Source organism: Streptomyces sp. T39, assembly GCF_008042045.1.
In the GTDB taxonomy this organism is placed as follows: Bacteria; Actinomycetota; Actinomycetes; order Streptomycetales; family Streptomycetaceae; genus Streptomyces.
In genome coordinates, this window is sequence record NZ_RDBP01000037.1 from 659,583 (window position 1) to 676,151 (window position 16,569).

Consider the following 16,569-nt stretch of genomic DNA (forward strand, 5'->3'; position numbering starts at 1 on the left):
GGAGCGTGATGAGTACGGTGCGGGGCGCGGGAGTTGTGGTCACGGGCGCGGGAGGCGGCATCGGCGCCGCACTGGCGAGCCGGTTCGCGGCCGAGGGAGCCCGGGTCGTGGTCAACGACATCGACGCCGCCAAGGCCGAGGCCGTCGCCGCCTCCGTCGGGGGCACCGCGGTGCCCGGCGACGCCTCGGACATCGTGGACGCCGCCCGCGACGCGCTCGGCGGCACCGTCGACGTCTACTGCGCCAACGCCGGCCTCGGGTCCGGCGGGGACGCCTTCGCCGACGAGGACGTCTGGGCATCCGCCTGGGACGTCAACGTCATGGCGCACGTCCGCGCGAGCCGCGCGCTGCTGCCCGACTGGCTGGAGCGCGGCAGCGGGACCTTCGTCTCCACCGTCTCCGCGGCGGGGCTGCTCACCATGATCGGCGCGGCCCCCTACAGCGTCACCAAGCACGGCGCCCTCGCCTACGCCGAGTGGCTCTCGCTCACCTACCGCCACCGCGGCGTCAAGGTGCACGCCATCTGCCCCCAGGGGGTGCGGACCGACATGCTCACCGCCAGCGGATCGGCCGGCGACATCGTCCTGCGCCCCACCGCCATCGAGCCCGAGGACGTCGCCGACGCCCTCTTCGACGCGATGGCCGAGGACCGCTTCCTCGTCCTGCCGCATCCCGAGGTGGCCGGGTACTACCGGGCGAGGGCCGCGGAGACCGACAAGTGGCTGTCCGGCATGAACCACCTCCAGCGCAAGTGGGAGGAGGTCTCCCGGTGAGCTCCGTCTACGCCGCCCGCCCCTGGCTCGGCCGCCTGAGCGAGGCCCAGCGCGCCCCGGTCGACCCGCCCGCCGGCGTGCTCCAGGCCTTCCGCGCGGCCGTCGCCCGCGCCCCCGGCCGGACCGCGCTCGCCTATTTCGACGGCCGGCTCGCCTACGACGAGACCGACGCGCTCTCCGACTCCGTCGCCGGACACCTCGCCGCCCGCGGCATCGCCCCCGGCGACCGGGTGGCGATCATGCTCCAGAACACCCCGCACTTCGTCATCGCGCTGCTCGGCGCCTGGAAGGCCGGCGCCGTCGTCGTCCCGCTCAACCCGATGTACAAGGGCGGCGAGGTCGCCCATGTGCTCGCCGACGCCGGTGTGGGCGCGCTGATCTGCTCGGACCGTGCCTGGGAGACCCGTCTGCGCGAGTGCGCCGCCGCCTCCCCGGTGCGCGTCGTCCTCACCGCCTGCGAACTCGACCTCCAGACCCGTGGCGACACCCGCGTCCTCGGCTTCGAGCGCACCCCGCCCGCCGACGACGCCGACGACCTCCTCGGCGTCGCCCGCGCCGGCCTGCCCGCACCCGGCTGCCCGGAGCCCGCCGCCGACGACGTGGCGCTCATCAGCTACACCTCCGGCACCAGCGGCACCCCCAAGGGCGCGATGAACCTGCACGGCGCCCTCGCCTACAACGCCGAACGCCAGCGCACCGGACACCCCGTCCCCGAGGGCGCCTGCTACTACGCCCTCGCCCCGCTGTTCCACATCACCGGCATGGTCTGCGAGCTGGCCGCCTGCTTCGCGAACGCGGGCACCCTCGCCCTCACCTACCGCTTCGAGGCCGGCGTCGTCCTCGACGCCTTCGCCGAGCACCGGCCCGCCTACACCGTCGGCCCGTCCACCGCCTTCATGGCGCTGGCCGCGCATCCGGCGGTCACCCGGGACCACTTCGCCTCGTTCGAGGTGATCTCCTCGGGCGGCGCGCCGCTGCCGCCCGCGCTCGTCGAGGGCTTCCGCGACCGCTTCGGCCCCTACATCCGCAACGGCTACGGACTCACCGAGTGCACCGCACCCTGTGCCGCCGTGCCCCCCGAGCACGAGGCCCCGGTCGACCCCGCCTCCGGCACGCTCTCCGTCGGCGTCCCCGGCCCCGACACGATCGTCCGCATCGTCGACGAGAAGGGCGACGACGTCCCCCTCGGCGAACAGGGCGAGATCGCCGTCCGCGGACCGCAGGTCGTCCCCGGCTACTGGGGACTGCCCGAGGCGAGCGCCGAGGCATTCCCGGACGGCGAACTGCGCACCGGTGACATCGGGTTCATGGACGCCGACGGCTGGCTGTACGTCGTCGACCGCAAGAAGGACATGATCAACGCCTCCGGGTTCAAGGTGTGGCCGCGCGAGGTGGAGGACGTCCTCTACACGCACCCGGCCGTGCGGGAGGCGGCCGTCGTCGGCGTGCCCGACGCCTACCGGGGCGAGACGGTCAGGGCCTACGTCAGCCTGCGCCCCGGCGCCGAGGTGGCGCCCGGTGAGCTCTCCGCGTACTGCGAGCAGCGCCTCGCGGCGTACAAGTACCCGCGTGACGTGACGGTCCTGCCGGAACTCCCCAAGACGACGAGTGGGAAGATCCTCAGGCGGGAACTGCGTTCGCAAGCGTAGGGACCGTCCCGGCACCAGAGGAAAACAAGACGAAAGGCGGGTGGCGCGATGGCCAGGACGACGGACGGGGAGGGGACCCCCGTACCGCAGAGGCTGCTGGCCACCGCCACCCGCCTGTTCGCGGAGCAGGGGTACGACCGCACCTCCGTCCAGGAGATCGTGGAGACGGCCGGCGTCACCAAGGGCGCCCTCTACCACTACTTCGGCTCCAAGGAGGACCTCCTCCAGGAGGTCTACGCCCGGGTCCTGCGCGTCCAGCAGGAACGCCTCGACGCCTACGCGGACGCCGACGACCCGATCGAGGACCGGCTGCGGGGCGCGGCGGCCGACGTCGTCGTCACCACCATCGACAACCTCGACGACGCGGCGATCTTCTTCCGCTCCATGCACCACCTGAGCCCCGAGAAGCACAAGCAGGTACGTGCCGAGCGCCGCCGCTACCACGAGCGCTTCCGGGCGCTGGTCGAGGAGGGGCAGCGCAACGGCGTGTTCTCCACGGCAACCCCCGCCGACCTCGTCGTCGACTACCACTTCGGCTCGGTCCACCACCTCTCGACGTGGTACCGCCCGGACGGCTCCATGACCAAGCAGCAGGTCGCCGACCACCTCGCCGACCTCCTGCTGCGCGCGCTGCGCCCGTAGGGCGGCCGCGCACGGCAGGCGGCGGGACGCCCCGGCCCCTCGGCCGGGGCCGCCGCACGGGGCCGGCGAGCCCACCTGTGGCCGCACCGCGCCCGGCGGGTCAGGCTGGAGACATGGACACCAGGCTGCCTCCGCTGTGGGCCAGCGCCTACGGTTCCACCGCCTCCCGGCTGCGCCGCGCCCTCGCGCGCACCGCACTGCGCGCCGCGCGCTTCGCCCGCGACCTGGCCCGCGAGGACCACACCCCGGGCTGCGGCTACTGAACCCGCCGGGGGCCCGGGGCCAGTGCGGCGGACGCCTGCGCCCGGACCGCCGGCCGTCCCGCCCGCGGCCGTCCCGTCCGGGCCGCGCGCGGGCGGAGATGACCGCCCGCCCGCGACCGGGTCAGAGGTAGCGCTTCAGTTCCCGGCGGGCCAGGGAGCGCTGGTGGACCTCGTCCGGACCGTCCGCGAGCTTCAGCGTGCGGGCCGACGCCCACAGCTCCGCCAGCGGGAAGTCCTGGCTGACGCCGCCCGCGCCGTGCACCTGGACCGCCTTGTCGAGGATGTCCACCACGGCACGCGGCGTCGCGATCTTGATGGCCTGGATCTCGGTGTGCGCCCCGCGGTTGCCCACGGTGTCCATCAGCCAGGCCGTCTTCAGCACCAGCAGGCGCAGCTGCTCCACCGTGACCCGGGCGTCGGCGATCCAGTTCTGCACCACGCCCTGCTGGGCGATCGCCTTGCCGAACGCCTCGCGGGAGACGGCGCGCCGGCACATCAGCTCGATCGCCCGCTCGGCCATGCCGATCAGGCGCATGCAGTGGTGGATGCGGCCCGGCCCGAGGCGGGCCTGGGCGATGGCGAAACCGCCGCCCTCCTCGCCGATCAGATGCGAGGCGGGGACCCGGGCGTCGGTGAAGACGACCTCGGCGTGACCGCCGTGGGAGTGGTCCTCGTAGCCGTACACCTGCATCGCGCGCCGGATCTCGACGCCCGGTGTGTCGCGCGGCACCAGGATCATCGACTGCTGACGCCGGATGTCGTCGCCGTCCGGGTCCGTCTTGCCCATCACGATGAAGATCTCGCACCGGGGGTTCATCGCCCCGGAGATGTACCACTTGCGGCCGTTGACGACGTAGTCGTCGCCGTCCCGGTCGATCCGGGTGCGGATGTTGGTCGCGTCGGAGGAGGCGACCTCCGGCTCGGTCATCGCGAAGGCGGAACGGATCTCACCGGCGAGCAGCGGCTGCAGCCACTGCTTCTTCTGCTCCTCGCTGCCGAACTGGGACAGCACCTCCATGTTCCCGGTGTCCGGGGCCGCGCAGTTCAGCGCGGTGGGGGCGAGGTGGGGGCTGCGGCCGGTGATCTCGGCGAGCGGCGCGTACTGCAGGTTGGTCAGCCCGGCGCCGTGCTCGGAGTCGGGGAGGAAGAGGTTCCACAGGCCCTGCCTGCGGGCCTCCGCCTTGAGCTCCTCGACGATCGCCGGGGTGTCCCACGGCGAGGCGAGCCGTGCGCGCTGCTCGTGCTCGATCTCTTCGGCCGGGTGGACGTGCTCGTCCATGAAGGCCAGCAGCCTGTCGCGGAGTTCCTCGGTACGGGCGTCGAATGCGAAATCCATGGGTCGCTCAGCCTTCCTGGAGGGTGGTGAGACCGTGCTCGATGAAGACGGGGACGAGATCGCCGATCCGGTCGAAGCCGGCGCCGACGGTCTGGCCGAGGGTGTAGCGGTAGTGGATGCCCTCGAGGATCACGGCGAGCTTGAACCAGGCGAAGGCGGTGTACCAGGAGATCGCGGACGCGTCCCGCCCGGAGCGGGCGGCGTACCGCTCGATCAGCTCGGCCGGCGCGGGGTGCCCGAGGGCACCCGCGGTGGTGCTGATGGGGGAGCCGGGCAGCTCCAGCCGCCGGCTGTACATCACCAGCAGACCGAGGTCGGTCAGCGGGTCGCCGAGCGTGGACATCTCCCAGTCGAGCACCGCCTTGATGCGGTCGTCCTCACCGATCAGCACGTTGTCGAGGCGGTAGTCGCCGTGCACCACGGTGGGCGCGGGGGAGACCGGCAGATCACGGCCGAGAGCCGCGTGCAGCTCGTCGATGCCGGCCAGCTCCCGCCCCCGCGAGGCGGCGAGCTGCTTGCCCCAGCGGCGCAGCTGACGGTCGAGGAACCCCTCGGGCCGGCCGAAGTCGCCGAGACCGACGGCCCCGGGGTCGACGGCGTGCAGGTCGACCAGGGTGTCGACGAGCCCCAGCACCGCTGCGCGGGTGCGCTCCGGCCCGAGCGGGGCCAGCTGCTCCGCGGTGCGGTACGGGGTGCCCTCGACGAACTCCATGACGTAGAACGGCGCGCCCAGCACGGAGTCGTCCTCGCACAGCAGGACCGGCTCCGGCACCGGCACGGCGGTCCCGACGAGCGCGCTGATGACGCGGTGCTCGCGCTTCATGTCGTGTGCGGTCGCGAGGACATGGCCCAGCGGCGGGCGCCGCACGACCCACCGGTTCGTCCCGTCGGTGACGGCGTAGGTGAGGTTGGAACGGCCGCCCTGGATGAGCCGCGCGCTGAGCGGCCCGCTCACCAGCCCCGGTCGTTCGCGGTCGAGATGGCCGCGCAACTGCTCGGGGTCGAGGCCCTGTGGGGCTGGGCTCATGGGGTGCACCTCCGGGGGGCGGTTCCGGTCGTCGGTCCTGGACGCGCCAATGATGACCGACCAGTCGGTATGTCGTCCAGTGCGTGACCCGCAACAGACGTGCGGATCACAGGGATGACGAGCCGGCCGGGCGCGCGGGAGGGCGGGCGGGAGAAAGCGTGCGCGCAAAGCGGGCACGGGAAAAGAAAAGAGCCGGCGCGGGAGCGGTCCGGTGGTGCGCTTGGGCGTGGCGGGCGTCCGGTGCGGGCCCGTTCAGCGGCGCCCGCGTCCCGGGCGGCGGCCGCCGGGTCCGGCGGGGGCGCCCGCAGGCGGACGAAACCGGCCTGCGGGCGGCGGAGTCGACCCCCGCCGGGGCCGGGCCGGTCGGGGGCGGTCGCCCCGGCGGGGTCGTGCGGGTCGTGCGGGTCTGCGGGTGGCCGTCAGTGGTCGTCCCAGTGCCCGTCGTGCTGCGCGTGGCGGTGGCCGTCGTGGACGTAGTCGACATGGTCGCCGTGCTCGACGGCCGGGTGGCCGCAGCCGTTGCCGTGCTGGTGGGCGTGACCGCTGTGCGACACGTGCTCGCCGGCCTCGCACTCGTCCCAGTGCCCGTCGTGGGCGCGGTGGAGGTGCCCGTCGTGCGCGTAGTCGAAATGGTCGCCGTGGCGGATCTCGGTGTGGCCGCACGTGGGGCCGTGGGCGTGGGAGTGGCCGGTGTGCTCGTGGTGCAGGACGGTCATGGCGCTCACCTCGGAGTTGACATGCGGACAAATGCCGCATTACAGGCTAGTCGGGCCGTCGCCGACCGACAGGTCACCGGACCGCGTCACCGGGAAAGGAGGATGATCCGACCGCGCCGCGCGGGACGCCCGGCGTCACACCACGATGGCCACGGCGAACGCCGCCAGCACCAGCGTGCAGGCCGCAGCCGCCGCCGCGCCGCCCGGGGTCAGCGCGGCCGGCCGGGCGGCGGCCATCGCCAGCATCCGCCGATTGGCCACGGAGGCGAACGCCAGCAGCGCCAGCACGCACATCCCCATCGCGAGCACGTCCGTCCAGACCGGCCGCCCGCCGGCCACCTGCCGCACGGCGAGCACGGCCACCACCGTCCAGCTCAGCACGGTGCGCCGCCACGCCAGCCGGGTCCGCTCCGGCTGGAGGCCGGGATCGCGGGCGGGCCCGGCCGTCACACGTCCCCCCACGCCACGACCAGCACCATCGCGGCCGCCACCACCGCCACCAGGACGGCCAGCAGGGCCGGGAAGCGCGACACCGGCAGATCCTCGCCCCGGCGCATGGCGCGCTCGCACCGCACCCAGTGGTTGACCGCACGCACCGCGCACACCGCGCCCGTGCCGATCAGCGCGAGCGCCAGGCCCGCCCGGACGCCCCACCGGAGGTCGGGCAGGAACTGGTCGACGGCGAAGCCGCCGCCGATCAGGGCGAGCGCGGTGCGGATCCAGGCCAGGAAGGTCCGCTCGTTGGCGAGCGAGAACCGGTAGTCGGGGGTGTCGCCCTCGTCCCGGATGCGCCCCGGCGCGAACCACAGCCGCAGGCTCTGCACGAAATCGCTCACGCCGGGCACCCTACCCGGGGTGTGGCGCGTCCGGACGAAGGGCCCGCCCCCGGCACGGGTCACCGCGCGCGGTGCTCCAGGAGCAGCCGGTACGCCTCCAGCCCGTCGGGCACCCACTCCCACTCGTCCAGGCGGGCCGCCAGCTCGGCGTCGTCGAGGAAGGCGTGCCAGGCGACCTCCTCGGCCTGCGGACGCACGGGCAGGGTGCAGCGGACCTCGTACACCCGCGACCACCAGCTCCGCGCCGGGTCGCCGCCGTCCTCGTAGAGGAAGCCGAACAGCGGTGTGGGCGCGGGGAGTCCGCTCACACCGAGCTCCTCCTCCGCCTCGCGCAGCGCCGCGTCGTCGTAGCTCTCGCCCGCCCCGACGACTCCGCCGACGAACATGTCGTGAAGGGAGGGGAACACCAGCTTGCCGGGCGTGCGCCGGTGCACGAAGACCCGGCCCTCGCCGTCCCGGGCGAGGACGAAGACGCAGCGGTGCCGCAGCCCGCGGGCGTACACCTCGGCGCGAGGGGCCCGGCCGACGACCCGGTCCTGCTCGTCGACGACGTCGAGCACCTCCTCGGCGGGATCCGGAGACCCGCCGCCCTCCGGCCTGCCCGCCGCCGCGGGCGCCGCTCCGTCCGGCACGGAACCGCCGGCCGTCGCGGCCCCGCCGCCCTCCGGCCCGCCCGCCTGCGCAGGCCCCGCTCCCGGCCGCCCGGCCGCTCCCGGCGCCTTCGCGTCCGACGGCGCGGCCGACCGCTCCACCACGCGGAACCGCTCCGCCACCACCATCGTGGTGTCGTCCACGGTGAACTCCGGGTCACCCAGCGCCTCGCGCATCTCCTCCCCGTGCCAGAAGCGTTCGTGGCCCGCCCGCCACTCGGCCACCGAGGTGTAGCCCTCGCCCTCCTCCAGGGCGTGGCGCAGATCGACCTCACCGAGCGGGAGCACCCGCACCTCGGTGACCTCCAGCACGGCGACCTCGCGTCCGGCCGAGTCGATCAGCGCCGAGCGTTCGCCCACCGGCGGCAGTTCCTCCGCCTCCGCCTCGTACTCGGCCAGCAGTCCCGTCGTCGAGACCTTCTCCCCGCTGAGCACGGCCGCCACGAGCCGGTCGCGCAACGGCCCGGGGAAGGCGAGCAGATACGGCTTGAGCGCTTCACGGTTCTCCATGGGCCCGAATTCTGGCAGCAGGGCCCGCGACCGCCGGCCGCGGACACGACGGCGCGCGCGCCCGTCGCGGGCCGGGGGCCCGTGCCGGAGCGGTCCGAACGCGCGGAAGATATCTGTGCCCGCCGGGGGAGAATTGAGCGAACCGTCGCGCAAGAATTTGTCGATTGTCCGTGCCGAAAATATTTGCGGACTTCGGGCGGGCGCTATCGGCGTGCTACTGTCGTCTCAGTTGCAGTTGTGGTTCCCAGACTTCGAGTGTCCCGCAGGGTGTTCATCCCCGGGTACTCAGACGATTCCGGCGCATTCCCCGGGTGGGCGATCATCACGGCGACACGGTTCCCGCACGGTGCGAGAACCGATGTACTGCCACCCGAAGGAGAATTCATATGGCCACCGGTACCGTGAAGTGGTTCAACGCCGAAAAGGGCTTCGGCTTCATCGCGCAGGACGGCGGCGGCGCCGACGTCTTCGCCCACTACTCGAACATCGCCGCCCAGGGCTTCCGTGAGCTGTCCGAGGGCCAGAAGGTCAGCTTCGACATCGCGCAGGGCCAGAAGGGCCCGACGGCCGAGAACATCGTTCCCGCCTGACGCAGTCGCGTACGACGAGCTGGGGCCCGCATCCTCCGGGGTGCGGGCCCCAGCCGTACGCATTTCCGCGGTGACGTCTCCCGCGGAAGGATTTCCGGGGACCGCAGCCCGGTCCCGGCCGCACCGCCGCACCACAGCGCGCGACCGTCGGTTCCGCGCCGGCTCTTTTCTTTTCCCGTGCCCGCTTTGCGCGCACGCTTTCTCCACGTCGGCCAGATTCGCTTCAGCGTTCCATTCGGCCCGTTTCTTGCAATTCTCCGTGCTGCTTTTCTGATGCGGGAATTCCTTGACATGCGCCGCATCGAGGAAGGTTCCACATGAACCGCACACGCACCAACGACCGTTTTTCCCGCTCCCGTGCCCGGACCGCCGGTTCCGGTCAGGGAAACCGGGGCTCCTGGGGCGGTTCGGACCGCCGGAGCGGCCCGGGCCGCCGGCCCGCCGCGCCGCAGGGGGAGTTCGCGCTGCCCAGGACGATCACTCCCGCTCTGCCCTCCGTCGAGTCCTTCGCCGATCTCGACATGCCGGTGCAGCTCCTCGCCGCGCTCGGCGCCGAGGGCGTGACCGTGCCGTTCCCCATCCAGGGGGCGACGCTGCCGAACACCCTCGCGGGGCGTGACGCCCTGGGCCGCGGCCGTACCGGATCCGGCAAGACGCTGGCCTTCGGGCTGGCCCTGCTGGCCCGCACCGCGGGCCGCCGCGCCGAGCCCCGGCAGCCGCTCGCCCTGGTCCTCGTGCCCACGCGAGAACTGGCGCAGCAGGTGACCGACGCGCTTTCGCCGTACGCCCGGTCGCTCGCCCTGCGGCTGACCACGGTCGTCGGCGGCATGTCGATCGGCAGGCAGGCGGGCGCGCTGCGAGGGGGTACCGAGGTCGTCGTCGCGACGCCGGGCCGGCTGGCGGACCTCGTCGAACGCGGCGACTGCCGGCTGGACCAGGTGGACATCACCGTGCTGGACGAGGCCGACCAGATGGCGGACATGGGCTTCATGCCGCAGGTCACCGCGCTGCTCGACCTGGTGCGTCCCGGGGGGCAGCGGATGCTCTTCTCCGCGACCCTGGACCGCAACGTCGACCTGCTCGTCCGCCGCTATCTGACCGACCCCGTGGTGCACTCGGTGGACCCCTCGGCCGGAGCGGTCACGACGATGGAGCACCATGTGCTGCACGTCCGCGGCACGGACAAGCAGGCCACCACGACGGAGATCGCGGCACGCGACGGCCGGGTGATCATGTTCCTCGACACCAAGCACGCGGTGGACCGGCTCACCCGTGACCTGCTGGACAGCGGTGTCCGGGCCGCCGCGCTCCACGGCGGCAGGTCGCAGCCGCAGCGGACCCGCACGCTCGCCCACTTCAAGACCGGCCATGTCACCGTCCTGGTCGCCACGAACGTCGCGGCCCGCGGCATCCACGTCGACAACCTCGACCTGGTCGTCAACGTCGATCCGCCGACCGACCCCAAGGACTACCTGCACCGCGGCGGCCGTACCGCCCGGGCCGGCGAGTCCGGCAGCGTCGTCACCCTCGTCACCCCGCAGCAGCGGGTCGGCATGGCACGGCTGCTGTCCGACGCGGGCATCCGCCCGCACGTCACCGAGGTGCGCTCCGGCGACGCCGCGCTGAACCGCATCACCGGCGCGCAGGCTCCCTCCGGCGTCCCGGTCGTCATCACGGAACCGGTGGCCGAGCGCCCCGAGCGGAAGTCCGGCTCCCGCTCACGGCGCAAGCGTCCCTCGCAGTCGACCCGCCGCGCCGCCCAGCGCAGGTCCGCCGTGGAGCCGGCCGCCTAGGACCGCGGCTCGACGACCGTCGCCCTCGGCGGCGGTCCGACCCCCGTCCCGGCCGCCCCGGCCCTGTCCGACGACCGCCGCCCCGGCGGCCCCCACTTCGCCCATCGCACTGGAGGTACGTGTGACACCGGTCCTGCGTCAGATCCTTCGCATGCCGTCCCCTTCCTCGACCACCGCCCCGGCGCAGCCGGCCCGGGCCGAGGCGAGGGGCGACGCCGGACCGCGGGTGTGGGACGACATGACCGTCGAGGTGGCCCTGTCCGTCATGGCCGGCGCCCTCACGGGCCGCCTGCTCGTCTGCGACGAGGACGGCCGGCAGACCGGCCTGGTGACGCTGGCCCAGCTCGCCGCCGTCCGTGACAGCTCCGCGTACACGGACCGCGTCCGTCTGCGGGACGTCCTCGGCGACCCCGGGCGTGCCGCCGTGGCCGCCTCCCCGGCGGACGGGACCGGCGGCGGCCGGAGTTCGTCCGCACCGCTGCCGGACCACGCCCCGGTCTGACACCGGGCGCACACCGCCGCACACGCAAGCAGCCGGGGCCCGGCCGGCAGATGCCGGCCGGGCCCCGGCTGCTTGCTGCCGGGCCGCCGAGGCGGCCCGGGAACGGCGGAGGCTCAGTGGTCGGAGTAGCTGAAGTCGCCCACCGTCCAGGCTCCGACGTCGGCGATCGAGACGCGGTACATCCCACCCGTCTCGGGGATCCCCACCGTGCCCTGCAGGATCCGTGCGACGTGGAAGTGCAGATGGGTCGGCGGACCGTCGGTCCGTGCCGCCGTGTGGAAGGTGCCGGCGAACTCGCCCAGGCGGTCCGAATCCGCGAGGACCTCCGACACACGCTGCCGCCACACGGCCTCGGGAGCCAGCCGGCCGGTGAGAACGGCGCCGTGGGTGACCACGGTCAGGGACATCTGATTGCTCTGTCCGGACTCGACCTTGGCGGCGATGTCGACGAGCAACTCATCAGGGTTGGCCATGAAGAACGATCCTATTCGCCCGACCCCGCCCGGCGGCACCGGTGGGGGGACGGACGCCCCGGCACCGGCCCCCACTGTCGGGACGGTGCCGGGGCGCGCGGCCTACAGCACGAGGGAGAGCAGCAGGACGAAGACGATGCCGACCACCGAGATGATGGTCTCCATCACCGACCAGGTCTTGATCGTCTGGCCGACGCTCATGCCGAAGTACTCCTTCACCAGCCAGAAGCCGGCGTCGTTGACATGGCTGAAGAAGAGGGAGCCGGCGCCGATCGCGAGCACCAGCAGGGCGGCGTGCGAGGTGGACATGTCGGCGGCCAGCGGCGCCACCAGACCGGCGGCGGAGATCGTCGCCACCGTCGCGGAGCCGGTCGCGAGCCGGATCGCCACGGCGATCAGCCAGGCGAGCAGCAGCGTCGGGATGGCCCAGTTCTCGGAGAAGTCGAGGATCATCTGTCCGACACCGATGTCGATCAGGGTCTGCTTGAACCCGCCGCCCGCGCCGACGATGAGCAGCACACCGGCGATGGGCGCGAGCGACTTCTCGACGGTGGTGGAGAGGCGTTCCTTGGTGAACCCGGCCGCGCGGCCGAGCGTGAACAGGCCCACGAGCACGGCGGCGAGCAGGGCGATCAGCGGCGAGCCGACGACGTCGGTGACCCGCTGGACACCGTTCTCCGGGTCGTCGACGACGATGTCCACGAGCGCCTTGGCCATCATCAGGACGACCGGCAGCAGCACGGTGGCGACGGTCGCGCCGAAGCTCGGGCGCTTCTCCAGCTCGTCGGACGCGCGCTGGGGGATCATCTTCTCCGGCGCCGGGATGTCGACCCAGCGGGCGGCGTACTTGGAGAAGACGGGGCCCGCGATGATCACCGTGGGCACGGCGACGACGAGGCCGAGGGCAAGCGTGACGCCGAGGTTGGCGCCGATGGCGTCGATCGCGACCAGCGGGCCGGGGTGCGGCGGGATGAGGCCGTGCATGACGGAGAGACCGGCGAGCGCCGGGATGCCGATGCGCATCAGCGAGTAGTTGCCGCGCTTGGCGACCATCAGCACGACCGGGATCAGCAGGACGATGCCGACCTCGAAGAAGAGCGGCAGACCGATGATCGAGGCGATCAGCACCATGGCCCAGGGCATGGCGCGCCCGCTCGCCTTGGCGAGGATCGTGTCGACGATCTGGTCGGCGCCGCCCGAGTCGGCGAGCAGCTTGCCCAGGATCGCCCCGAGGGCGATCAGGACGCCGACACCGGCGACGGTGGCGCCGAGGCCGGCGGTGAACGAGGTGATCGCCTTGTCGAGCGGCGCGCCGGCGAACGCGCCGAGTGCGAGCGACCCGATGGTCAGGGCCAGGAAGGCGTGCAGCTTGAACCGGGTGATGAGCACGACGATGACGGCGATGCCCGCCAGCACGGCGATGCCCAGCTGTGCGTTGCCCGCCGAGGTGATCGGCTCGACGGCGTCCGCTGCCAGCGTCTCGACGCTGAGACTGGTCACGGTGGGTCCTTAGTCTTCGGGGAGTTCTTCGAGCCCGCGCAGCGCGGCGACGGCCCGTCGGGTGATCTCTTCTGGGGTGCCGGACACGTCGACGGCGACGCCCGCCTCGTCCTCCTCCAGGGGCTGGAGGGTGGCGAACTGGGAGTCCAGCAGCGCGGTGGGCATGAAGTGGCCCTTGCGCTCCGTCATCCGCTGCTCGATGAGCTCGCGGCTGCCGGTGAGGTGGAGGAAGACGGCGTCGGGCGCGGACGCCCGCAGGCGGTCGCGGTACTCGCGCTTGAGCGCCGAGCTGGAGACGACTCCGCCCCGGCCCGCCCTTCCGTGCGCCCATGAGCCGATCGCGTCGAGCCAGGGGCGGCGGTCGTCGTCGTCCAGCGGGGTGCCGGCCGACATCTTGGCGATGTTCGCCGGGGGATGGAAGTCGTCGCCCTCGGCGTAGGGAACGCCCAGTGCGGCGGCGAGCAGGGGGCCGACCGTGGTCTTGCCGGTTCCTGCCACGCCCATCACCACAACGACGTGGGGGGTGCTCATCACGTGCCTCGCTGTCCGTCTTCGTCGACTCACGACATCGGTCCGTCGCGCTACTGAAACCCATTAGGTACGACTTATTCAAGAGGTTGAGACATAAACGTCATACTTTTTGTTCCGGGGTGCCGCCGGTCCCACGGCCCCGGTGATCCGCGGGCCGCCCGGCACCGGCCCGTCTCCCGCGCCTTCCCCGCACCGGCGGGGCGACCCCTGCCCCGTACGCTTTGTCCATGACCACAGATGGCCGAGGGCTCCACACCCACGTGCTCGACACCCTCGGTCTCGCGATCACCGCGGGCGAGTACCCGCAGGGCAGTGTGCTGCGGACCGACGAGGTCGCCCAGCGCTTCGACGTCTCGCGCACCGTCGTGCGGGAGGTGGTGCGGGTGCTGGAGTCGATGCACCTCGTCGAGTCGCGCCGCCGGGTCGGGGTGACGGTGCGCCCCACCGAGGAGTGGAACGTCTACGACCCGCGCGTCATCCGCTGGCGCCTCGCGGGCACGGACCGGCCCCGGCAGCTGCGCTCGCTGACCGTGCTGCGGTCCGCGATCGAGCCGGTCGCCGCCTCGCTCGCGGCCGTCCACGCGACCCCCGGGCAGTGCGCCGCCCTCACCGAGTGCGCCCTCGGGATGGTCGCCACCTCGCGCGGCCAGCAGCTGGAGGGGTACCTGGAGCACGACATCGCCTTCCACCGCATCGTGCTCAACGCCTCGGGCAACGAGATGTTCGCCCGGCTCGGCGACGTCGTCGCCGAGGTGCTCGCCGGCCGCACCCACCACCATGTGATGTTCGAGGACCCCGACCCGGCCGCCGTCACCCTCCATGTGCAGGTCGCCGAGGCCGTTCGCGAAGGCGACGCCGCACGGGCGGAACAGCTGACCCGCCAGATCGCGGTGGGCGCCCTCGAAGAGCTGGACGTGCTCGCCCCCTGAGCGGTCGGGGGGCATCGACCCGCGCCACACGTCCTTGCATCACCCTGTTGAAACCTCTGAAATACCTCAGATGTCTATCTGGGTGAGGTTGCTCACTGCCAAAATCCCAGGGTTGCCTCGACGATGAGGCCCGGGCCGACGTGCCCCTGGGCCGAACCGTGGTGACCACCCCCTCACCGCCGGGAAAGCCGCCGGCGGACAGCCGGGTACCGCACATCCCCCTCACGAAGGCGAACATCCCTCCATGAGCGACCGCACCATGGCTGCGGCCGGCACACCTGCCGCCACCACGGGCACCCCCCACGCCGACGCCGGAGACGCCGGGTACCGCAAGGACCTGAAGTCGCGGCACATCAACATGATCGCCATCGGCGGTGCCATCGGCACCGGACTCTTCCTCGGGGCGGGCGGCCGCATGGCCGAGGCCGGCCCCTCGCTGTTCATCGCCTACGCGGTCTGCGGCGTCTTCGCCTTCTTCGTCGTCCGCGCCCTCGGCGAGCTGGTCCTCTACCGCCCCTCGTCCGGCGCGTTCGTCAGCTACGCCCGCGAGTTCATGGGGGAGAAGGGCGCCTACACCGCGGGCTGGCTCTACTTCCTCAACTGGTCGACCACGGCGATCGCCGACATCACCGCGGCGGCGACGTACGCCCACTTCTGGGCCATGTTCAGCGACGTCCCCCAGTGGGTGCTCGCCCTGATCGCGCTCGCCGTGGTCCTGGCCGCCAACCTCATCTCGGTGAAGTACTTCGGCGAGATGGAGTTCTGGTTCGCGATCATCAAGGTGGCGGCCCTGGTCGTCTTCATGCTGATCGGCATCTTCCTGATCGTCACCTCCCACGACATCGGCGGCCACACCCCGGGCCTCGCCACCATCGGGGACAACGGCGGCATCTTCCCCAGCGGCGTGATGCCGATGCTGCTGCTGATCCAGGGCGTCGTCTTCGCCTACGCCTCCGTCGAGCTGTGCGGCGTCGCCGCCGGTGAGACCGAGAACCCCGAGAAGATCATGCCGAAGGCGATCAACTCGATCATGTGGCGCGTCGGCCTCTTCTACGTGGGTTCGGTCGTCCTGCTCGCCCTGCTCCTCCCGTACACCGCGTACACCGGCGACCAGAGCCCGTTCGTCACCGTCTTCGACCGGCTCGGCATCCCGGGCGCGGCCGGGGTCATGAACCTCGTCGTGCTCACCGCGGCGCTCTCCAGCCTGAACTCCGGTCTCTACTCCACCGGCCGCATCCTGCGCTCCATGTCGGTGGCCGGCTCGGCGCCCGCGTTCACCGGCGTGATGAACAAGGGCGGCGTGCCCTACGGCGGCATCCTGCTGACCGCGGGCTTCGGCGTGCTCGGCGTCGTCCTCAACTACGTCATGCCGGGCGAGGCCTTCGAGCTGGTGCTGAACTTCGCCTCGGTCGGCATCATCGGCACCTGGGCGATGATCATGGTCTGCTCGCTGCTGTTCTTCAACCGCTCGCGGGAGGGCCGGGTCACCCGCCCCGGATACCGGCTCCCCTGGGCCCCCTACACCCAGATCGTCACCCTGCTCTTCCTCGGTTCCGTCCTCGTGCTGATGTGGATGGACGGCGGCATCGGCCGCACCACCGTCAACTGCCTGCCGCTCATCGCGGCCGCGCTCGTCGGCGGCTGGTTCCTGGTGCGCGGCCGGGTCCGCGCCGTCGCCGCCGGCCGTACGGAGTCCTGACCGGCGGCCCCCGGCCCGGGGTCGGGGATGGTGATGGTCTCCACCCGTACCGGCTCGTTCCTCCCGGGTGCGATCACACCGTTCACCTGCTGCGGCATCGCAGAACCTGCCCTTCTCACACGTGATGTGGCTCCACACTATGGCCTGTTC

18 protein-coding genes are annotated in these 16,569 nt (G+C 72.4%); 9 read left to right on the top strand and 9 right to left on the bottom strand.

Annotation, left to right across the window (positions count from 1 at the left end; translation table 11 throughout):
* The first annotated feature begins 8 nt into the window (after positions 1-8).
* The 4 genes from EAO77_RS25455 to EAO77_RS38845 all read left to right on the top strand — a co-directional run bounded on the left by EAO77_RS25455 (position 9) and on the right by EAO77_RS38845 (position 3,327).
* The gene (locus tag EAO77_RS25455) at positions 9-773 is read left to right on the top strand and encodes an SDR family oxidoreductase (protein ID WP_147990602.1); all 765 of its coding nucleotides are present in this window, start codon (positions 9-11) and stop codon (positions 771-773) included.
* Positions 770-2,422 carry an AMP-binding protein gene (locus EAO77_RS25460; RefSeq protein ID WP_261994138.1) on the top strand — a complete coding sequence of 551 codons (1,653 nt, stop codon included), beginning with the start codon at positions 770-772 and terminating at the stop codon, positions 2,420-2,422. The genes EAO77_RS25455 and EAO77_RS25460 overlap by 4 nt, the downstream gene beginning before the upstream one ends.
* A gap of 48 nt (positions 2,423-2,470) precedes the next feature.
* Complete coding sequence (locus tag EAO77_RS25465; RefSeq protein ID WP_147990604.1) at positions 2,471-3,064, top strand: TetR/AcrR family transcriptional regulator; 594 nt, start codon at positions 2,471-2,473, stop codon at positions 3,062-3,064.
* A 113-nt stretch (positions 3,065-3,177) separates the two neighbouring features.
* On the top strand, positions 3,178-3,327 hold the full coding sequence (locus EAO77_RS38845) for a hypothetical protein (protein ID WP_187283398.1): 150 nt from the start codon (positions 3,178-3,180) through the stop codon (positions 3,325-3,327).
* 121 nt (positions 3,328-3,448) lie between these two features.
* On the opposite strand, the gene EAO77_RS25470 is transcribed toward EAO77_RS38845, so the two are convergent.
* The 6 genes from EAO77_RS25470 to EAO77_RS41465 form a co-directional block, all read right to left on the bottom strand.
* Positions 3,449-4,663, bottom strand: coding sequence for an acyl-CoA dehydrogenase family protein (locus tag EAO77_RS25470; protein ID WP_147990605.1), 1,215 nt, complete (start codon positions 4,661-4,663; stop codon positions 3,449-3,451).
* Between the two features lie 7 nt (positions 4,664-4,670).
* Positions 4,671-5,690 (bottom strand): phosphotransferase family protein, encoded by a 1,020-nt coding sequence (locus EAO77_RS25475; protein WP_147990606.1) that lies wholly within the window; start codon positions 5,688-5,690, stop codon positions 4,671-4,673.
* 419 nt (positions 5,691-6,109) lie between these two features.
* Complete coding sequence (locus tag EAO77_RS25480; protein ID WP_187283399.1) at positions 6,110-6,406, bottom strand: hypothetical protein; 297 nt, start codon at positions 6,404-6,406, stop codon at positions 6,110-6,112.
* 135 nt (positions 6,407-6,541) lie between these two features.
* Positions 6,542-6,868, bottom strand: a complete 327-nt coding sequence (locus EAO77_RS25485) for a DUF202 domain-containing protein (RefSeq protein ID WP_410088715.1) — start codon at positions 6,866-6,868, stop codon at positions 6,542-6,544.
* Complete coding sequence (locus EAO77_RS25490; protein WP_147990608.1) at positions 6,853-7,242, bottom strand: YidH family protein; 390 nt, start codon at positions 7,240-7,242, stop codon at positions 6,853-6,855. Before EAO77_RS25490 ends, EAO77_RS25485 begins: the two co-directional genes overlap by 16 nt.
* A gap of 59 nt (positions 7,243-7,301) precedes the next feature.
* Positions 7,302-8,402, bottom strand: a complete 1,101-nt coding sequence (locus EAO77_RS41465) for an ASCH domain-containing protein (RefSeq protein WP_410088716.1) — start codon at positions 8,400-8,402, stop codon at positions 7,302-7,304.
* A 386-nt stretch (positions 8,403-8,788) separates the two neighbouring features.
* Here EAO77_RS41465 and EAO77_RS25500 point away from each other — a divergent pair, with 386 nt between their 5' ends.
* From EAO77_RS25500 to EAO77_RS25510, 3 genes are all read left to right on the top strand, one after another.
* Positions 8,789-8,992, top strand: a complete 204-nt coding sequence (locus EAO77_RS25500; protein ID WP_147990609.1) for a cold-shock protein — start codon at positions 8,789-8,791, stop codon at positions 8,990-8,992.
* A 317-nt stretch (positions 8,993-9,309) separates the two neighbouring features.
* Positions 9,310-10,785 carry a DEAD/DEAH box helicase gene (locus EAO77_RS25505; protein WP_147990610.1) on the top strand — a complete coding sequence of 492 codons (1,476 nt, stop codon included), beginning with the start codon at positions 9,310-9,312 and terminating at the stop codon, positions 10,783-10,785.
* 151 nt (positions 10,786-10,936) lie between these two features.
* Complete coding sequence (locus tag EAO77_RS25510) at positions 10,937-11,287, top strand: CBS domain-containing protein (protein ID WP_147990611.1); 351 nt, start codon at positions 10,937-10,939, stop codon at positions 11,285-11,287.
* A 113-nt stretch (positions 11,288-11,400) separates the two neighbouring features.
* Here the strand turns inward: EAO77_RS25510 and EAO77_RS25515 are convergent, their stop codons facing one another.
* The 3 genes from EAO77_RS25515 to EAO77_RS25525 all read right to left on the bottom strand — a co-directional run bounded on the left by EAO77_RS25515 (position 11,401) and on the right by EAO77_RS25525 (position 13,791).
* On the bottom strand, positions 11,401-11,760 hold the full coding sequence (locus EAO77_RS25515) for a hypothetical protein (RefSeq protein ID WP_147990612.1): 360 nt from the start codon (positions 11,758-11,760) through the stop codon (positions 11,401-11,403).
* 102 nt (positions 11,761-11,862) lie between these two features.
* Positions 11,863-13,260, bottom strand: coding sequence for a gluconate:H+ symporter (locus EAO77_RS25520; protein WP_147990613.1), 1,398 nt, complete (start codon positions 13,258-13,260; stop codon positions 11,863-11,865).
* Positions 13,261-13,269: 9 nt separating this feature from the next.
* A complete protein-coding gene (locus tag EAO77_RS25525) occupies positions 13,270-13,791 on the bottom strand; it encodes a gluconokinase (RefSeq protein WP_147990614.1) in 522 nt (173 codons plus the stop codon).
* A 227-nt stretch (positions 13,792-14,018) separates the two neighbouring features.
* Between EAO77_RS25525 and EAO77_RS25530 the strand changes: the two genes are divergently transcribed.
* Both EAO77_RS25530 and EAO77_RS25535 read left to right on the top strand, forming a co-directional pair.
* Positions 14,019-14,720, top strand: coding sequence for a FadR/GntR family transcriptional regulator (locus EAO77_RS25530; protein WP_147990615.1), 702 nt, complete (start codon positions 14,019-14,021; stop codon positions 14,718-14,720).
* Between the two features lie 244 nt (positions 14,721-14,964).
* Positions 14,965-16,419 carry an amino acid permease gene (locus tag EAO77_RS25535; RefSeq protein ID WP_147990616.1) on the top strand — a complete coding sequence of 485 codons (1,455 nt, stop codon included), beginning with the start codon at positions 14,965-14,967 and terminating at the stop codon, positions 16,417-16,419.
* Positions 16,420-16,569 lie beyond the last annotated feature (150 nt).